The following is an 18,193-nucleotide window of genomic DNA, read 5'->3' as shown; positions in this document are numbered from 1 at the left end:
CTTATGACACCAATTCGCTTGACCCAATACTCACACGGCGCCGGTTGTGGCTGCAAAATCTCTCCATCAGTACTCGATGTAATGCTTAAATCTTCACTGGTATTGCCTGAACATAAAGAACTATTGGTGGGTAATAGCACTAAAGATGATGCAGCTGTTTTTGATATAGGCAATGGCCAAGGCGTCATTTCAACCACAGATTTCTTTATGCCGATTGTTGATGATCCCACTGATTTTGGTAAAATCGCAGCGTGTAATGCCATCAGTGATATTTATGCTATGGGTGGTAAGCCGATAATGGCAATTGCTATTTTAGGTTGGCCAGTCAATATTTTAGCCCCTGAAATTGCTCAACAAGTACTCGATGGCGCTAGAGCTATTTGTGCTGAAGCAGGGATCCCCTTAGCAGGTGGACATTCTATTGATGCACCTGAGCCCATCTTTGGTTTAGCTGTAACCGGTTTAATCAATAATGAGCAGATAAAACGTAATAACACCGCAGGTGTTGGCGATCTATTGTATCTCACTAAACCGTTAGGTATTGGCATTATGACTACCGCTGAAAAGCAAGGTAAATTATTAGCTGAACATGCACACCTAGCGCCACAAGAAATGAAAGCTTTAAACATTATCGGTCAAAAATTTGCAGCTCAAGAAACTGTCACGGCAATGACAGATGTCACTGGTTTCGCACTTCTAGGACATCTTTTAGAAATGTGTCAGGGTAGCAATGTTGCTGCTATTATCGATTTTAAGCAAATACCCTGCATTGACTTTGTTAATGACTATATTGACCAAGGCTGTATACCGGGTGGCTGTGAACGTAATTTTACCAGTTATGGGGAACATGTTGGCCCGTTAACTCCTAAACAAAAAACACTTTTATGTGATCCACAAACTAGCGGTGGTTTATTGGTTGCTGTTCAGCCATCAGGTAAGTTAGCCTTTGAAGCTTTATGCCAAGAAAATGGTTTGAATCTTCAACCTATTGGTGAACTAGTGGCGGCAACTTCGCCTACAGTGAGTTTGTTGTAATGACTATAAACACCGCTGCCACAGAGCGACTAGACAGTAGCGACTTTCGCACTATTATTCGCAATAAAATTCCTTTGATGGATGTTCGCGCACCGATTGAATTTGAAAAAGGCGCTTTTAACCAGTCTGTTAACTTTCCGCTAATGAATAATGATGAACGGGCGGAAGTCGGGCTCTGCTACAAAAAAAAGGGGCAAGCGGCCGCCATTAACCTGGGTAATGAACTCGTTAGTGGACAAAGTAAAGATAATCGCTTGGCACAATGGCAAAATTTTGTTCAGCAAAACCCGCAAGGCTATTTATATTGTTTTCGTGGCGGTTTACGCTCTCAAACGGTGCAGCGTTGGTTAAAAGAATCAGGTATTAATTATCCTTTGCTTATCGGAGGTTACAAAGCACTTCGTCAATTTTTACTCAACGAGCTAGAGCAACTTGCTCTACATCCATTAACTATCTTAGCTGGTAATACCGGCAGTGGTAAAACGCCTTTTCTTGCTCATTGTAGAAATAGTCTTGATTTAGAGGGGGTTGCAGGTCATCGCGGTTCAAGTTTTGGTGGTTTTGTTACCGCACAACCCAGCCAGATAGACTTTGAAAATAAATTGGCTGAATTATACATTACCGGTAATTATAGTTTAGATAAACCGCTGATCTTAGAGGATGAAGGGCGATTAATTGGTAGCGTACATTTACCTGAAAGTTTGCGACAAGCAATGACATTAGCGCCAATTGTAGTCATTGAAGAAAGTTTGGATTACCGTATTGAACATATATTCCAAGAATACATTATAAAGATGACGGCGCAATATCAAACAGCTTATGGCGTAGAGCAAGGTTTTATTGCCTTTAGTGAATATTTAGCACACGGCTTATTTAAAGTACGTAAACGCTTAGGTACAGAACGATATGCACAACTACAGATACTTCAAACTAAGGCATTCACTGAACAGCAAAAAGGTCTAACGCACTATCATTTAGATTGGTTAAAGCCATTACTTGAAGAATACTATGATCCTATGTATCAATACCAGTTAGGTCTCAAGGCCGAAAGGGTGATCTTTCGTGGTAACAATGCCCAATGTTTATCCTATCTAGAGGGTAAGTAACACACTCAATCTAGATTAATAATTTCTACAGCCGTAATGCATGACGCTAATAACAAATGCTTTGAATTAAGCGTTCTATATTAGCGTCATATTGCGGCATTCTCCTTAGCTTAAACGAGTAAGTCACCTAAAGTACGATCACTGATGATATTCGTTAACAGTCGATCGGCCTAAGGCCCAGCGAAAATTCAAGTACTCTCGCGTTAAATTTTTAAAATTTCATTAAAAACAGCCAATTAATCTATCCCTATTTATTAGCGCTGATTAAAAAACAGCGGTTTATTTACACTCGCTCATCAATTTATAACCTGAAATATAGTTCGTATACTAACCATTATTATAAGTTTTAAAGTATATTTATACTCATATATGTAACTTACTATATTGATTTAAAATGATTTTATAGAATCACCTTCATTTTAGAACAATAACAGTAACTTGATAATTTCATTCAGAACCGTTAGAATTATAATTAATTGAACGTTCAATTAAAAATAATATTCGAGAAATCTATGCCTAAAATTGGAATGAAGCCTTTGCGTAAACAACAGTTAATTGATGCTACCTTAGATTCAGTCGCACAATTTGGTTTACAAAACACCACAATAATAACGATCAGTCGGATCGCTGGCTTATCGTCAGGTATTATTAGTCATTATTTTGGTGGCAAGCAACAATTAGTAGAAGCAACCGTTAAACACTTGCTTGAACAATTGAAGTTAGCGCTACTCGAACGTGTTAGAGGTCAACATCTTGAGGCAGCCGATCGACTTATGATGATTATTGAGGCTAATTTCACTCAATTACAACGTTCTAAACCCGCAACAAAAACTTGGCTTAGTTTCTGGGCGCAATCAATGCATGAACCAGGATTGGCAAGGCTACAAAATATCAACAGCAAACGCTTGCACAGCAATCTACTTTTTTCTTTTCGTCAGTTATTAAATGACGACTTAGCACTCATCGCCACTAAGCAGGCAGCAGCTATGATAGACGGTTTTTGGTTACGTAGTGCTTTAAGCCCAAGCCCTGAAGAAGAGTTCAGGCAAGCCGAGCAATTTTGTAAAAAATTTATAGTCGATCTGCTTAAGCAGTATGGAGAAGTATCTTGTCATTAGTATGTTATAAAAATTTTATCGATGGTGCCTACATGGCAAATGATAGTGGCGAAACATTTGAAGTTATTAACCCAGCAACAGGGAAAGTTATCTACAAAGTGGAAGTTGCTGACGAAAAAATTAAACAGCAGGCAATTGCAAGCTCGCAACGTGGATTTGCCACTTGGTCTGCAATGAGCGCTATTGAACGAAGTCGTATTTTACTTAAAGCGGTTGCCTTATTACGAGAACGTAACGATGAGTTGGCTAAAGTAGAAGTACTTGATACAGGTAAACCATGGCAAGAAGCCTCAGTCGTTGATGTAGCATCAGGTGCAGATTCGATTGAATTCTTTGCTGGGTTAGCACCAGGTGTTGAAGGTAATCAACAGTCGGTAGATGGCGATTTTTATTACACACGTCGCGAGCCATTAGGTATTTGCGCAGGTATCGGTGCTTGGAATTACCCACTACAGATAGCTTGTTGGAAAGCAGCACCAGCGCTTGCCTGTGGTAATTCAATGATTTTTAAACCTTCAGAAGAAACACCTTTAGGCGCTTTAAAACTTGCAGAGATATTTACAGAAGCAGGTATTCCTAATGGCGTATTTAATGTCGTTCAAGGGGCAGGTGAGGTAGGTGCATGGTTGTCTCATCATACAGAAATTGCCAAAGTGTCTTTTACCGGAGAAGTCGGTACCGGTAAAAAAGTGATGGCAGCAGCCGCTACTACGCTTAAAGATGTCACCATGGAGCTTGGTGGTAAGTCGCCATTAATTATTTTTGATGATGCTGATGTCGATAATGCGGTTTCTGCAGCGATGTTAGGTAATTTTTATACTCAAGGCGAAGTTTGTACCAATGGCACACGCGTATTCGTTCAAAAATCTATTTATCCCGTTTTTATTGAAAAGTTACTTCAGCGCACTAGCCAAAATATAATTGCCGGTGACCCTATGGTAGAAGAGACTAATTTTGGTGCACTGATTTCTTTAAAGCATTTAAATTTAGTGATGAAATACATCAAGCTTGGCGTTAGTGAAGGGGCAACCTTATTACATGGCGGGAAAACCCTTCAGCCAGACAATGCACCGGGTGGTTATTTTGTCGCTCCTACTATTTTTACCGACTGTACTGATCAAATGACTATTTGCCGCGAAGAGATTTTTGGGCCAGTGATGTCTGTATTAACATTCGATGACGAAGACGAGGTAATAAAACGCGCAAATGCGACTGACTTTGGTTTAGCCGCAGGTGTGTTTACACAAGATATTACTCGTGCTCACCGAGTGACCCATCAGATGGAGGCAGGAATTTGTTGGATAAATAGTTTTGGTGCTTCTCCAGCCCAAATGCCTGTTGGCGGTTATAAGCAATCTGGTGTTGGTCGTGAAAATGGTCTGCTAACACTCGATTATTACACGCAAATAAAAGCGGTGTATGTTGGGTTACAGCCATTAGACAGCCCGTTTTAATAAAGTTAAAGCTTAGTTAGCGTCCTTAAGCCTTGAATAGTTGCCAAAATTAAATGTTGGCAACCAAAGTAATAAAGTTGAGTGTTAAATGAACAGTGATAATTATGATTACATTATAGTCGGTGCCGGCTCTGCTGGTTGTGTATTAGCGAACCGTTTAAGTGAAGACAGCAAGAGTAAAGTCTTGTTACTTGAGACTGGTGGCAGTGACAAAAGCATTTTTATTCAAATGCCTACTGCTTTATCTATTCCGATGAATACCAAGAAATATGCATGGCAGTTTGAAACAGAGCCAGAGCCTAATCTTGATGGCCGACGTATGCATTGCCCTCGTGGTAAAGTATTAGGGGGCTCGTCTTCAATCAATGGCATGGTATATGTTCGTGGACACGCACGTGATTTTGATGAATGGCAAGACAACGGCGCCCAAAACTGGGATTACGCTCATTGTTTACCGTATTTCAAAAAAGCAGAAACATGGGCATTTGCCGGTGATGAATATCGTGGAAAAACTGGACCACTCGGCGTTAATAATGGCAACCAAATGAAAAACCCATTATATAAGGCCTTTGTTGATGCAGGTGTTGAGGCCGGATATAGTGCAACTAGTGACTATAATGGTACTCAGCAAGAAGGCTTTGGGCCAATGCACATGACGGTAAAAAAGGGAGTGCGCAGTTCAACTGCTAATGCCTATTTACGACCAGCAATGGCACGTGCAAATTTAACCGTGATAACTCATGCTTTAGTACATAAAGTATTACTTAATGGCAAAAAAGCAGTTGGCGTACGTTATGAACGCAACGGAAAAATAGTTGACGTTGTAGCTAATAAAGATGTTGTTTTATCAGCAGGTCCTGTTGGCTCGCCACATATACTGCAACTATCAGGTATTGGTCCTAAAGCTGTCCTTGAAGATGCCGGTATTGAATTGATACATGACTTACCTGGCGTTGGTGAAAACTTGCAAGATCATCTTGAGTTTTACTTCCAATTTAAATGTAAGCAGCCGATCACCTTAAATGGCAAATTAGATTGGTGGAGTAAATTGCAGATTGGTGTTCGTTGGATCTTAACAAAGAAAGGATTAGGTTCAACTAATCACTTTGAATCTTGTGGATTTATTCGCTCTAAACCAAGCGTAGAATGGCCAGATATACAATATCACTTTTTACCTGCTGCGATGCGTTATGACGGCAAAGAGGCCTTTGCAGGTCATGGTTTTCAAGTGCATGTTGGCCATAATAAACCGAAAAGTAGAGGTTTTATTAAAGCTTTGTCGAGTGATCCTAAAGCACACCCGCAAATACGCTTTAATTACCTTGAACACGAAGAAGACCGCGAAGGTTTTCGTGCCTGTGTTCGCCTAACCCGAGACATTATTAATCAGAGCGCATTAGATAAATATCGAGGTGAAGAAATACAGCCAGGCATTGGTATTCAAAGTGATGACGAAATTGACACTTTTGTTCGTCAATTTGTTGAAAGTGCTTATCATCCATCATGTTCATGCAAAATGGGTACAGATGCATTGTCAGTTGTAGATCCCCAAACCAGAGTACATGGTATTGAAGGGTTAAGGGTTGTTGATTCGTCAATATTTCCAACTATTCCTAACGGTAATTTAAATGCACCAACCATAATGGTCGCCGAACGTGCCGCCGATATTATTCGTGGCCGAGAAGTTTTATCGCCATCAAACGCCCCTGTTAGCTTAGTGCAAAATTAATAGCAACTGCGCACTAAAGAAAAATCTAAAAATTAACTAACGTTAATCGTCAGTACGCGGTTAGATCTTAATTTTCGCCATCAAGATATTTTCATGATGGCGACAATTGAAATCTTCAGTTTAAAGTTGCCGTGTACTTTTATAAACCTCAAAGAGGAGTACTACTTGTTTATATTAATTAATACCTTACTCAGGAGTGAACTATGACTACATGGTTAACAGCTGGGCTGTTATTTACCTTTACCGCCATCGCCTTTGTATTATATCGGTGGGGCAATATTCGCTGTGTCGGTGTAACACCGGTTAAAACATTTACCTTTATTGCTATTTTGTTTACCTCTGGTCTAGATGTTGGCTTGATCATGTTTCCGTTAACCGAATTTGCCGGATATGCTGATTTAGCAACCAACCCCGAATATGGATTTACGAACCCGTTGGCCATAGAGTTTGGCTATTGGGCATTTCTTATCTGGGGATTTTACTTTCTAACTTGTTTCTATTTTTGTGTGATTGAACCTCGTGTTCGTTTTTTTGAAATCCCACTGGTTAAACTGGTAAATAACGTAGTTATTATTGGTACCTGTGCTTTTACTGCCTATTTATTATTAACCAATTTACCTTGGTATATACCTGAACTTGGCGATGGTGAATCTATTGTTAGTAGCTTCTATTTAATTGTATTTTTAGTCATTGCTGCAGCGGTTTATTCAAGTACTAATATTCGCTACGTAAAAATATTAAGTTTGGCCACTACTTGGTTATTTTTAGCATTGATTGGTCTAATGTGGGGGGGAGCTTTTCTTTCAGAAACTTCAAGTATTGGAGAGTTTGCCAACACTATCGCAATGATTGGTGGCTACTTTGGTAATATCCACAAATTTGCTTTGCCCCTTAATGATTACCATGAATTTTACCTTTATTGGTGGTTTGCTTGGAGCATTATGATTGGTCAATTTACTTCGCGGTTTGTTGGAGGTCTTCGTACTTATCAAGTATTGGCAGCGATGTTGATTTTTCCTTCTATTCCAATCGCCATATGGTTCTCAGTACTGTATTACTACAGTGCAAACGGGCTAGAGACCGCTGGTTTCTATAATATCGCGATGGCATTTGTTGGCATAACCTTCGTTATTAACTCACTTGATTCATTGATCCGTCTCTATACTGATAATTTGAACTTGAGTGTTGCAAGGTTGGGCAGAGTTAAATATTTCTTTGGTAATTTAATTGCTCTTAGTTTACTTACCCTGCTATTTAAATTAGATTTCTTGCAAATCCAATGGGTTGGCGCAGTCGTTATTGGACTCTTTTTTACTTGCTTTGGTTATATCCTATTTAACAAGTTTAAAGTTGTTAGCGAAATTGAGCGTTCACCGAAAGAAAATAAAATTGATTATACTAAAATCGAATTAGTCGAATAGCACCGACCATTTTGCATTTAAATACTAAATAAAAGAGAAAATAAATGAATAAAAGTATTATAGCTATAGCCACAAGTTGTCTATTAACATTATCTTCTAGCGCACTAGCTGATGTGTCTGCAACGGTTAACATAGCCTCTGATTATACCTTTAACGGTGTTAGCCAAACAGGCAACGATCCAGCATTACAAGCGAGTTTAGATTATGCAGATAATAGCGGCTTTTATGCTGGAACTTGGGCGTCAAACGTTGACTTTGGTCGCTTTGAAGACACTAACATTGAGTGGGATGCCTATGTTGGTCAATATTTTCAACTTAACGAAAAAATAGGGCTAGATGCAGGTATTGCTTACTATACTTACCACGGCGATAACGTGTCAGATACATACAACTACCCTGAAGCTTATGCAAAATTTGGCTACAGTTCATCAATGGGTAACAGTGAAGTAAACTTTTGGTATAGCTGGGATTATTTTGGTCTTGATGTTAATCATTATATTGCTATGGTTGCTCATACGTTTGAAGTTAAACCGGGTCATAATATCAAGGTAAGTTTTGATCGTTCAATGTCAGCGAATAAAGATAAATGGTCGTGGAACGCCAAAGATGCTTACAACCATTATCGTGTTGAATATATGACCCATTGGAACGGCTTTGATGTTGATCTTGCTCTTGAAGATACAAATATGAACATTGATTTGGCTGATACCCGTGTCGTGTTATCTGTATCTCATACCTTCAGCTTATAATTGTATTGGATTAAGTAACGTTTATTGTAGGTAGTTCAACGAGCTATCGACTTATTATCTAAGCCTCAGTGGTTATCACTGAGGCTTTTTTTAGTGTCATGGATAAACAGCCACTGTAATTTTTAGGCTTGGTTATACCCAATGACCATGACTTTATTAGCTAATTTACCCCTTTAAAAGACGAATACCTGACTAATTAAAAGATTTACTCTTCCTGAAATTGCGCTATCCCTGTATTATCACCCGATAAAATTTACGTTAATTAATGTTTAAAACATTCAGTGATATAAAGAGCGATCATGACTAAACCACTTAAGCCCCAAAGCAATGCTATGCTAAAAAGAGCCCACGAAAATATGCCGTTAGGGGTTGCAGACAGCTACCGTTATTGGGGTGAAGAAAACACCGTATTTTTAAGCAGCATGAAAGGCTGTACCATTACCGATTGTGATCAACAAACGTTTGTTGATTTTCGTTTAGCCTATGGCCCAATTATTCTCGGCTATCGTGACGAACGCGTAGACAATGAAGTGATTAACGCGATTACTAGCGTTGGCACCATTTCGGGTTTCTCTACCGGTCTTGATTCTGATGTGGTTGAATTGGTGAAATCACTTTGCCCTAATATCGATAAAATGCGCTTTGCTAATTCAGGTACCGAAGCGGTTATTGGCGCAGTGCGCACCGCTCGTGGATTTACAAAACGTAATAAAATAGTCGTGGTTGAAGGTGGCTTTCATGGCCTGCATGATGAAGTGATGTGGAAATCTGATGTTGATAACTGGGAAATCACTGATGAAAACGCGCCTGAAATTATACCTTTTGGCGCAGGTATCCCACAAAGTACGCGTGAACATCAAGTAAGTGTACCGCTTAACGATTTTAAAGCTATCGATACTGTTTTCGCTGAATATGGTCATGATATTGCGGCTATATTGATTGAACCTATTATGGGTAACTGTGGCTCGATTGCCTCAACGCAAGCCTATATGCAAAAGTTGCGTGACGTTTGTGATACGAATGGCTCTTTGCTCATTATGGACGAAGTCAAAACGGGTTTTCGTGTTGCCAAGGGCGGAGCACAAGCCTTATATGGTATCTATGCTGATTTAACTACGTATGCAAAAGCTATGGGCAACGGTTACCCAATTGCTGCTTTTGGTGGTAAAGCTAATGTTATGGATGCTATATCATTTGCAAAAGACGGGGTAACTCACGGCGGCACTTATACTGCTAATATGGTGGCACTGAGCGCAGCAAAAGCGACATTAACCGTGCTTAAAGAAACCGATGCACTTGAAACGATTGCGATAGTAGGTCAAAAAATTCAAGCGTTACTCTCAAGAGTGTTTACAAAATTTGATATTGAACATTGTTTTGCAGGACCCGATGCAATGTTTGGCGTACATTTTGGTAGTGAAGTGCCACAAAATTATCGTGATTGGAAAAAAACTAACAGTGATCTTTATACGCAATTCGCGCTTAACTTAATCGACAATGGCGTTATGTTAGAGCCTGACTCACGTGAACCTTGGTTTATTTGTGAAGCCCACCAAACTGTCGATCTTAAGTGGTTAGAGCAAGTTGCTGAGCAATCAATGAGCGCTGCGATTAACGCGCAGTAACTAGAAGTTTTTTTCAATTTGTAGACCTAACTTATTATTTAGGTAGGCTAGAAGTGAAATTTATCGCTATTGATTCGACGTCAATTAGCGATAAATGGACTAAATTTTCATTGCTTTATGCCATATTAAGCAGTAAAACCTAAAATAAATGTTAACCTTAAATGTTATGCTTTTTATAAAGTGATTTTATAATTAACAACTATATCAATACTTTAAGGGTAACGCGTTACTTTTTTTATGTGTACTTATATTGATTTAGCCATGGAGTGGTTAAATATCTAACGATGTGAATAAAAGTACAAGCACTTTAAAAGCATATAGGGCATAGGTTCAAAAGTCCTGACTGTTAATCAATAGATTCAAAGGATATGAGTAATACTATGAGCATAAAATTCAGCCCACTTTCTAAATATGACGTTAACTATAGAAATGTTATTGAGCTTTATAAAGAGGCTTTTACGACAGTAAGGCATGTTCCTTCTTGGCTACTTGGCTTTATATTGAGAAAAGGGAAGGACGGCTTTAGCGTTCTTTATGAAAATAATAACTGGATTGGATTAATCTATCTTACTGAGTATAAAGATATTCTCTTTGTTCATTTCTTTGCAATAGCCGAGGATCAGCGTTCGTCTGGTTATGGGAGTAAGGTATTAGACGCATTGAAAGAGAAGCATGAAAACAGAGTCGTATTAAATATTGAAGAACTTCAAGTACAACAACAAAATTATTCACAACGAGTAAAACGAAAAGCATTCTATTTAAATAATGGCTTTAGTTCTTCTGGTTACCTTGTTAAAGAGCCAGGTGAGGTACTTGAAATGCTAATACATGGTGGTAATATATCCAAAGAAGAGATAGAAGCGATCTATAAAAATCTCTTTGGGGGCATTTTGGGCTCACTTTACCGACCTAAAATAATAACCATTAATGAATAATACCAACCGCGTATCAAAATAGTCAGTCTCAATGAGGCTGAACTTGCTAGATTAAAAAAGTAACATCGAGAAATACAGCAAGATAACGCCACTTTTGGTCAGTACCTTTTCTTTGCAGCTGCAATTAAAGGTTTACTGTTACTGTTGAGTTTTTTATAGCCACTTATTAAACCTATACATAACAAACCTACTAATAAGTAGCATTCATTAATTGTAGCGCTTGACTCCATCTCATTACATTTTACTAATGAGCGGGTTATTGCTGTTATTATGCAATTAATATTTCAGTCTCCAACAATAAGAAAAATAAAAATGACAAGTAGAAAAACACATAGACTTATAGGTTTAATCCTCATATTACCAATGTTTGGTTGGACAATTACCGGGGTCATATTTTTTATAAAACCTGGCTACAAAGGGGCTTATGAACAATTATCATTAAAAACTTATCCCCTAGAAACACAGTTATTAGTTGATCCAAAAAAAAATTGGAGTGAAGTTAAACTCATCAAAACTATTTTAGGTCATCATTTATTGGTTAAATCGCAAGGAAAAACAAAACATTTAGACCCTGTTACGCTTCAAGTTAAAGGGTTGCCAACTAAGGTAGAATATAAACGCCTTATTGATGATGCGCTTTCAGATAATAAAGAGCGTTATGGCGACATTATTTCTATTGATGGAACAAATGCAAAAACTAGCACAGGTGTTGAAATAAATCTTGATTGGGTAAGCTTAAGATTAAGCCAGAAGGGCGATGATACTAAGTTAATCAACAGACTTTATAAAATTCATTACCTTCAATGGACGCCATTTAAAAATGTAAATTTAGTTTTTGGCGTTTTAGGTTTATTACTATTAGCAACCCTAACCACTTTTGGGATAAGGCTTTATATTAAAAATAGAGAGTAATTGATTAATGGAGGTATTGGTATTAACCGATACCCTATTCGGTGTTCGCACCAAACTTAAATAGGGATATCAAACACACTTTAAATAAAAGGGCGTTAGGCATGGCTTTTCGAATGGCAGTTTATCCTGCTGTTTATTTTTACATGAAAAATCAAAATCACTTATTTGAGTTAAGCTTTATACTAACGGCTAAGCCATCCCAAGTTTAAGCACTTAATCAATATGACCATGTAATAGCTAATGTTTTTTTGTTACCCTATAAGCCTATGTCATAAAATTTCAAACAATAAATAGTTAAATGTTTGTGTTCTATATTTTTAACCAACAATTATTTGCCTGTTGAACAGGTATTAATTACACAGGAGTTTTGATGAAGTATTTTGCATATGGTTCAAACATGTCCCTTTTAAGGCTTCAGCAAAGGGTGCCAAGTGCCCAAAAAATTGACACAGTAAGTCTTAAAAATCATCAGTTGCGTTTTAATATGAGTGGTAAAGATGGGTCAGGTAAATGCGACTCTTTTTATACGAATAATAGTGATGACGTGGTCATAGGCGCTCTTTTTGAGATAGATGAAAATGAGAAACCCATTTTAGATAGAGCTGAAAGTTTAGGATCTGGCTATAATGAAAAAATAGTATCCGTAAAAAACAAACAGGGAGTAACGTTCGAAGCACTAATTTATTGTGCAATTAGAATAGATCCTTCATTAAAACCATATACTTGGTATCTAAATCACGTAATTGTTGGGGCAAAAGAAACAAAGCTACCGTTGGATTACCTCGCTATTATCGAATCTGTTGTCTGTATAGAAGATCCAAATAAAGAGAGAGAAACAAAGGAACGGGCAATGTATCGTCCACACACTATTCAAAAAGACTGTACTTGAGGAGTTTAGCCATTTATAAAGACATAAAATGGAATTTAAGCAAACAATAAGGCGATCAGATTTAGATTGGTTAAGGGCCTTAAGTCAGCATTAAAATGAGGTTAAAGTGTGACGCCATTTCAGGACATGGACGTGGTTAATATATAAAATCAAACAATATGTAAACCTTGAGTAATTAGGTGAATATTAAAGTGTTTATATTTGATAATCCGTATTGTGTATATACATACCGCCATTTTTAGCGTTTTTACCTTGTTTTTTTGACTGATATAAATAATTATCAGCACACTTTAAAAGATTATAGAAATTAAAGTTGCTGTTAATATCATGCAATGCAAACCCTGAAGAAACAGTTACTGAGATATTGTTTTTCTCAAAAATAATATCAAGTTTATCTATCGACCCATTTACACGTTCACTTAAATTAGCTAACTCTGTTAAAGAAATATTTTCGCACAATAAAACGAACTCATCGCCTCCCCATCTAACGAGAACGTCACTGCTTCGCAATTGACTTGAAAGTTTCGTCGCTATAGCCTTTAAAACTTCATCACCCGCGGCGTGTCCATAGTTATCGTTAATCGGTTTTAAGTGATCACAATCTACCATAACTACGCCGACAGACTCTTTGGCAGTGCTATCACGTCGCTCAAATCTAGACTTAAGCCCTAGTAAGTAATCATCTAAGTAATTTCTAACGTAACAACCTGTTAAGTTATCGCGCATTGAATAGCTGAGTTTTTCTAGCATCATTTTATTTCTATTTGTCCAAAGTAATAGCATAACAAATGATAAAACACTTATTAGTATTATGATGAAGATAAAGAGTTGGTTATATTTTTCACTTTTTTGTATAGCTATTTGATTTAAAAGTTTTTCATTTTCAAGAGATGCAAATTTTTTATCTATGGCTATATTTTTATCCATTTCGTAGAGCATATTGACAAAAGCTTTAGCTTGATTAGAGTTTTTAAATTCAACATAAGCCAAGAGATGTATCAAACTGTTTTTATCATCATTTAAACTCTTATAAATTTTCGCTAGTAAATAGTTGAGTTCAGAAACCTCTGTTTTATGACCTAACTCTATTGCTATTTTAAGTGACTCCTTTACGTGAGTTAAAGCTAGAGTAAAATTTTTCTGGGTAAAATAAAATAAGGCAATACTTTGATTTGTTATTTGCCTAAGCCGAACATCTTGATTACTAACCGCTAATGAAAGTGATTGTAATAACAATTCTTCAGCTTTATTAACTCTTGCCATTCTTGCGTAAGTTAATCCTTCTAATCGCTCTAAATAACCAATACTTTCATAAATAGATTTGGCTCTATTAATTAATTTGAGGATACCTTGATTATTGCTATCGGGTTGGTTAATTTTAACACCCGATAAATAGAGTATGGTTAAATGTTCGAGCTTATTATCCCCCAGAGAGGACGCTTTTTCTAAAGACTTATTAAGCCGTATCTCTGCTAAATCATATAATTGTAATTCAGCATAAATCAACCCTAAGTTAAGCAGCGATCTAACTTCCATTTTTTTGCCATTATGCTCAACAGCATAGGTATTTAGCTGATTAGTATACTCAATGGCTTTAGCATATTGACCGATTAGTAAGTATGCTCGACTTATTTTGTAAAGAGCACTGTTGGAATAGTTATTATAAGAGGTGTTATTAAATGCTTGAACAGCATCAGCTAAATACTCTTGTCCCTTAACCTTGTTCCCAGCGTTAATATTAAGGACCGCTAAATTTGCAAAGACAGCGGGTTTGAGAAATGTATAGTCTGAGTTGTTAATTTGTGTGAGCAAGGTGGGAATAAAAGCGTTATGCTGATCGCCTTGAAGGTGTATTAGGTTTTGTAATTTTAAATAGTTATTTATTACCTCATTATCATCGTGTTCACTTTCTGCAGAAGCCAAAAAGGGGAACAAAACAACCATAAGTAATATTTTAAATACCCATCGATAAGCCAATATGATAGCCGTAAAAATTTTTTTTAAGTTTAACATGGTTCTAAAAAAAACGGCATATAAAAAAGAAAGAGGACCAAGTAGGCCTTAGATAAGACTCGACAATGACAAACGTTTCAATACTCTTGCAACAAAAAAACTCTAGTTGTTAATGTTTATAAGTTACCCGGCTTGTAATTATAAGAATAGCCACATGCCAATGTTGAAGTATATTCGCATTACATCAACAAACATCAGTAGAGGGAAGCAAACCACTTATTATCTTGTTTCTGATAAGAGTTAATATCATCTAATAATGGTATTTAATGAAAATATTTTTTATCGCAAGCGTTATACAAAGTTAAATATGCACATACTTTAAGATATTCTATATATTGTAGACATAAATAAAGGAGCTAAAAATAAGGCTTTTCATTATTTAATGTAGTTAAAGTTCAGGACTTAAATCACACTAGGCTAAGGTTCCTAGTTTTGAACCGGCAATTGCTTATGTAAACCAAAGTGACGAGTATGAACGCACCCTTTCATCAATCGAAACATGATAAGAAGCGGTGTCTCAAAAGAAACCATGGTTAGAGATTAGCGAAGCACTTTGGCATCATGTATTAACGCCTGAAACAAGCCAGAGGGGTAAAGCAGCATTTGATGACATTATTCGCGACGTCATATAACAAAGAGAATCTTAATAGACGATGGCAAAAAGATATCTGTTAGATGCCGCCATTGAAAGTTGATAATTATTATCAGTTAAAAAATTGAACTTACCCACCTAATCCCACATAAAATTTATAGTTTATTCACTATATTTTAAATAATAATTATTTGTACTGATCTTTTATACAGCCCATGGTGTTTTCCTATCTTTTGCCGAAATACCGAAAGATTCGGTGTTGCCCCTTTTGAAATATTTAATAACAATAAAATGTTAGTGTTGTTATCATGTTGTGAAGTATGATAATTATAAATGTAAATAAACAAGGAATGCTAAGTGTTGTCTATTGCTTAGTTTTTCGGTCTAATAAGCTGTTATGTCTCTAGGAGTTTTTCTGCATGGATTTGCGACCTACATCACAAGAAGAGGTCTTTTTAAGCCTTGCTTACAACAGGTTTTATGATCTTGCCGATGAAATAATTGAAGACTCATTTTGGGAACAAGAAGACTGGTATCGTTTTAGTAAAGTGATTAACCTATTTTCAGTTTATGCGGAGTTGTTGGCTTATGAGCCCTTTAAGTCTGTTCTTGAGGCAATTAAGAAACAAAGACCTCCAATGGAATCTGAAATCGGTGGCCCCTTGTTTAAATTTATTAGAAATACTTTTGCTCACTTTCCTTTATTTGAGAACTGGAACGAGGTTTGGTTGACAAAAGGCTTAGTTAATTGGCAAAAAGAAGGGCTAGCCATTGATCGTTTTCTCAAAAAATACGCTGGGCATACCGAAATAAAGTATAGGTTTTGGGAAGCTGAGAAGAAAGAAATGACATATATGAGTATCAATTTTCCAAGAGAGTATGGTGACAATAAAATATATTTAAGCGATATTCTCTCTGAAAAAGATGGTGTGAAATTCTCGCTTCTAATGATGCGAGATATATTGAACACACAAGTAGAGTCTATTAAGAACGAGACATAACAAGGGTTTTCAAGTCGGACAAATTACAGTTGGCTCTTTGTTCGTGCCTCACTTATTTTAGCCAACTGCAATTTGCCGCTTAAAACGGCGTTATGTACCTAAAGGAGTAGGCAGTTGCAATGTCCTAGTTGTAAACAAACAGCCATTTCATTTTCTAACTGGTGTAATGGAATCAATGCATTTTTGACTAAATGTCAAAATTGCAATGTGCGGCTATACGGAAATTATTTCGTATACTTAGGGTTCTTCGCAACATTACTATATGTCTTCGCTTTAATTCCTTTACTTATTTATTTCGCATCTAATTTAGGTTTTGAATTGGCAATTAGCTTTAAAGTTGTTAGTTTTGTACTCCTTGTGGCATTGGCATATCCTTGCGCTCTGTATACTTATAAACACGGAAAGTATGGAGTAAAAGGTACATAACAAGAACTTCAAACGGAACAAAAACAGTTGGTTAGGTTCCGCTTCGCTCCACATTTTAACCAACTATTTTTGTCCGCTTAAGTGGGCGTTATAAGTTACTCAAGTATTGGTGCTATGAATTGTCCTGAATGCAATCACGAATTTGGTTACTTACATTTAGATAAGCTGGAACAGGTTGGGAAACTCACGGAGTTTGAATGTCCTAATTGCGGTCAAAGGCTAAATAATCGACCAATTAAAGAAATCACCCAAAAAGCAAATTGGTACATATATGGTGGGTTAACTTTATTTGTATTATTACTACTGATTAATTACTTAATTTACGGTGACCAAGTTAAAGGTATTATTAAGTATTTATTAATTTCCGTAGGGAGTGCTAGTTGTTTGCTTGGCTACCTACAATATGGAAAGCTAGACCGCAAAATAAATTATGAAAAAGTGGTTTGAGCAGGTAACTTATAACAAGCAATTCAACAGGACTAAAAACAGCGGGCTGTTCGCTTCGCTCCATTTTAGCCCACTATTTTTAGCCCATTAATTGGGCGTTAGGCTTACAAACATGAAGCACTTTATTCTATTCATAGCGCTAACGCTGACGGGGAATTCGTTCGCGACAAGTATACCTTGCGAAAGAACTATTCAGCAAGAAACTGATATAGCTCAGGTTGTCGTCGTTGCAGAAATACTGTCTCATAAACTAAATAACGAAGGTGTTGGGGATATAACATTTAAGGTGTTGCAGCAGTGGAAGGGTGAGCAGCTTAAAACGATAAAAGTTTACGCAAATGAGGGATTCCCTTTTTCCATTGCAAAAAGTGGCTTTTACCTAATTTACGCCAACAGGGCTACGCACCAGGAAAAACCATTTTGGCAAATTCCGTGGTGTAAACAAATAACCGATGTTTCTTATGCGTCTGAAGAGATGGCCATCCTAGGGAAGCCAAAGTACGTTTATGAGTAATATCACAGTAAAAAGCCTAACAAGCCACTCAAGCAGGACTTTTAACAGTTGGTTAGGTTCCGCTTCGCTACACATTTTAACCAACAATTAAAAGCCTCTTAGTGGGGCGTTAGCTGCTAATCAAATCACGGAGAGGATTGTAATATGCAAGGAGTCTTACTAGTACTAGTGCCCGCTATAATAATATCGTTAGGTGTTGCCACTTTTAAATTAAAGTTCCCTAACTT

15 protein-coding genes are annotated in these 18,193 nt (G+C 37.1%); 14 read left to right on the top strand and 1 reads right to left on the bottom strand.

Features of this window, described 5'->3' with window-relative positions; all coding sequences use genetic code 11:
- Nucleotides 1-3 precede the first annotated feature (3 nt).
- From selD to H4J67_RS17510, 11 genes are all read left to right on the top strand, one after another.
- Nucleotides 4-1,035 (top strand): selenide, water dikinase SelD, encoded by a 1,032-nt coding sequence (gene selD / locus H4J67_RS17560; RefSeq protein ID WP_182204510.1) that lies wholly within the window; start codon nucleotides 4-6, stop codon nucleotides 1,033-1,035.
- Nucleotides 1,035-2,141, top strand: coding sequence for a tRNA 2-selenouridine(34) synthase MnmH (gene mnmH / locus H4J67_RS17555; protein ID WP_182204509.1), 1,107 nt, complete (start codon nucleotides 1,035-1,037; stop codon nucleotides 2,139-2,141). The genes selD and mnmH overlap by 1 nt, the downstream gene beginning before the upstream one ends.
- Before the next feature lie 512 nt (nucleotides 2,142-2,653).
- Nucleotides 2,654-3,259: a transcriptional regulator BetI gene (gene betI / locus H4J67_RS17550; RefSeq protein ID WP_182169753.1), complete on the top strand. Its 606-nt coding sequence runs from the start codon at nucleotides 2,654-2,656 to the stop codon at nucleotides 3,257-3,259.
- Nucleotides 3,250-4,713: a betaine-aldehyde dehydrogenase gene (betB, locus tag H4J67_RS17545; RefSeq protein ID WP_070373599.1), complete on the top strand. Its 1,464-nt coding sequence runs from the start codon at nucleotides 3,250-3,252 to the stop codon at nucleotides 4,711-4,713. Before betI ends, betB begins: the two co-directional genes overlap by 10 nt.
- A gap of 88 nt (nucleotides 4,714-4,801) precedes the next feature.
- On the top strand, nucleotides 4,802-6,442 hold the full coding sequence (gene betA, locus H4J67_RS17540; RefSeq protein WP_182169759.1) for a choline dehydrogenase: 1,641 nt from the start codon (nucleotides 4,802-4,804) through the stop codon (nucleotides 6,440-6,442).
- A 203-nt stretch (nucleotides 6,443-6,645) separates the two neighbouring features.
- Complete coding sequence (locus H4J67_RS17535; RefSeq protein ID WP_182204507.1) at nucleotides 6,646-7,863, top strand: BCCT family transporter; 1,218 nt, start codon at nucleotides 6,646-6,648, stop codon at nucleotides 7,861-7,863.
- 44 nt (nucleotides 7,864-7,907) lie between these two features.
- Nucleotides 7,908-8,612 carry a TorF family putative porin gene (locus H4J67_RS17530; RefSeq protein WP_182204506.1) on the top strand — a complete coding sequence of 235 codons (705 nt, stop codon included), beginning with the start codon at nucleotides 7,908-7,910 and terminating at the stop codon, nucleotides 8,610-8,612.
- 299 nt (nucleotides 8,613-8,911) lie between these two features.
- Entirely contained in the window at nucleotides 8,912-10,237 is a 1,326-nt protein-coding gene (locus H4J67_RS17525) for an aspartate aminotransferase family protein (protein ID WP_182204504.1), read from the top strand.
- Between the two features lie 380 nt (nucleotides 10,238-10,617).
- The gene (locus H4J67_RS17520) at nucleotides 10,618-11,172 is read left to right on the top strand and encodes a GNAT family N-acetyltransferase (RefSeq protein WP_182169771.1); all 555 of its coding nucleotides are present in this window, start codon (nucleotides 10,618-10,620) and stop codon (nucleotides 11,170-11,172) included.
- A 270-nt stretch (nucleotides 11,173-11,442) separates the two neighbouring features.
- Complete coding sequence (locus tag H4J67_RS17515) at nucleotides 11,443-12,084, top strand: hypothetical protein (RefSeq protein ID WP_182204502.1); 642 nt, start codon at nucleotides 11,443-11,445, stop codon at nucleotides 12,082-12,084.
- 370 nt (nucleotides 12,085-12,454) lie between these two features.
- Nucleotides 12,455-12,973, top strand: a complete 519-nt coding sequence (locus H4J67_RS17510) for a gamma-glutamylcyclotransferase family protein (protein WP_182169777.1) — start codon at nucleotides 12,455-12,457, stop codon at nucleotides 12,971-12,973.
- A gap of 195 nt (nucleotides 12,974-13,168) precedes the next feature.
- Here the strand turns inward: H4J67_RS17510 and H4J67_RS17505 are convergent, their stop codons facing one another.
- Nucleotides 13,169-14,986, bottom strand: a complete 1,818-nt coding sequence (locus H4J67_RS17505) for a tetratricopeptide repeat-containing diguanylate cyclase (protein ID WP_182204501.1) — start codon at nucleotides 14,984-14,986, stop codon at nucleotides 13,169-13,171.
- 1,011 nt (nucleotides 14,987-15,997) lie between these two features.
- Here H4J67_RS17505 and H4J67_RS17500 point away from each other — a divergent pair.
- The 3 genes from H4J67_RS17500 to H4J67_RS17490 all read left to right on the top strand — a co-directional run bounded on the left by H4J67_RS17500 (nucleotide 15,998) and on the right by H4J67_RS17490 (nucleotide 17,966).
- Nucleotides 15,998-16,579, top strand: a complete 582-nt coding sequence (locus H4J67_RS17500; RefSeq protein WP_182204499.1) for a hypothetical protein — start codon at nucleotides 15,998-16,000, stop codon at nucleotides 16,577-16,579.
- Nucleotides 16,580-17,119: 540 nt separating this feature from the next.
- Nucleotides 17,120-17,452 (top strand): hypothetical protein, encoded by a 333-nt coding sequence (locus H4J67_RS17495; protein WP_182204498.1) that lies wholly within the window; start codon nucleotides 17,120-17,122, stop codon nucleotides 17,450-17,452.
- Nucleotides 17,453-17,564: 112 nt separating this feature from the next.
- On the top strand, nucleotides 17,565-17,966 hold the full coding sequence (locus H4J67_RS17490) for a hypothetical protein (RefSeq protein WP_182204496.1): 402 nt from the start codon (nucleotides 17,565-17,567) through the stop codon (nucleotides 17,964-17,966).
- Nucleotides 17,967-18,193: the final 227 nt, after the last annotated feature.

The sequence above is a fragment of the Colwellia sp. BRX10-4 genome (assembly GCF_014077465.1).
In the GTDB taxonomy this organism is placed as follows: domain Bacteria; phylum Pseudomonadota; class Gammaproteobacteria; order Enterobacterales; family Alteromonadaceae; genus Colwellia_A.
Note: the sequence above shows the minus strand (reverse complement) of the source record. Positions and strands in the feature narration are given on the sequence as shown.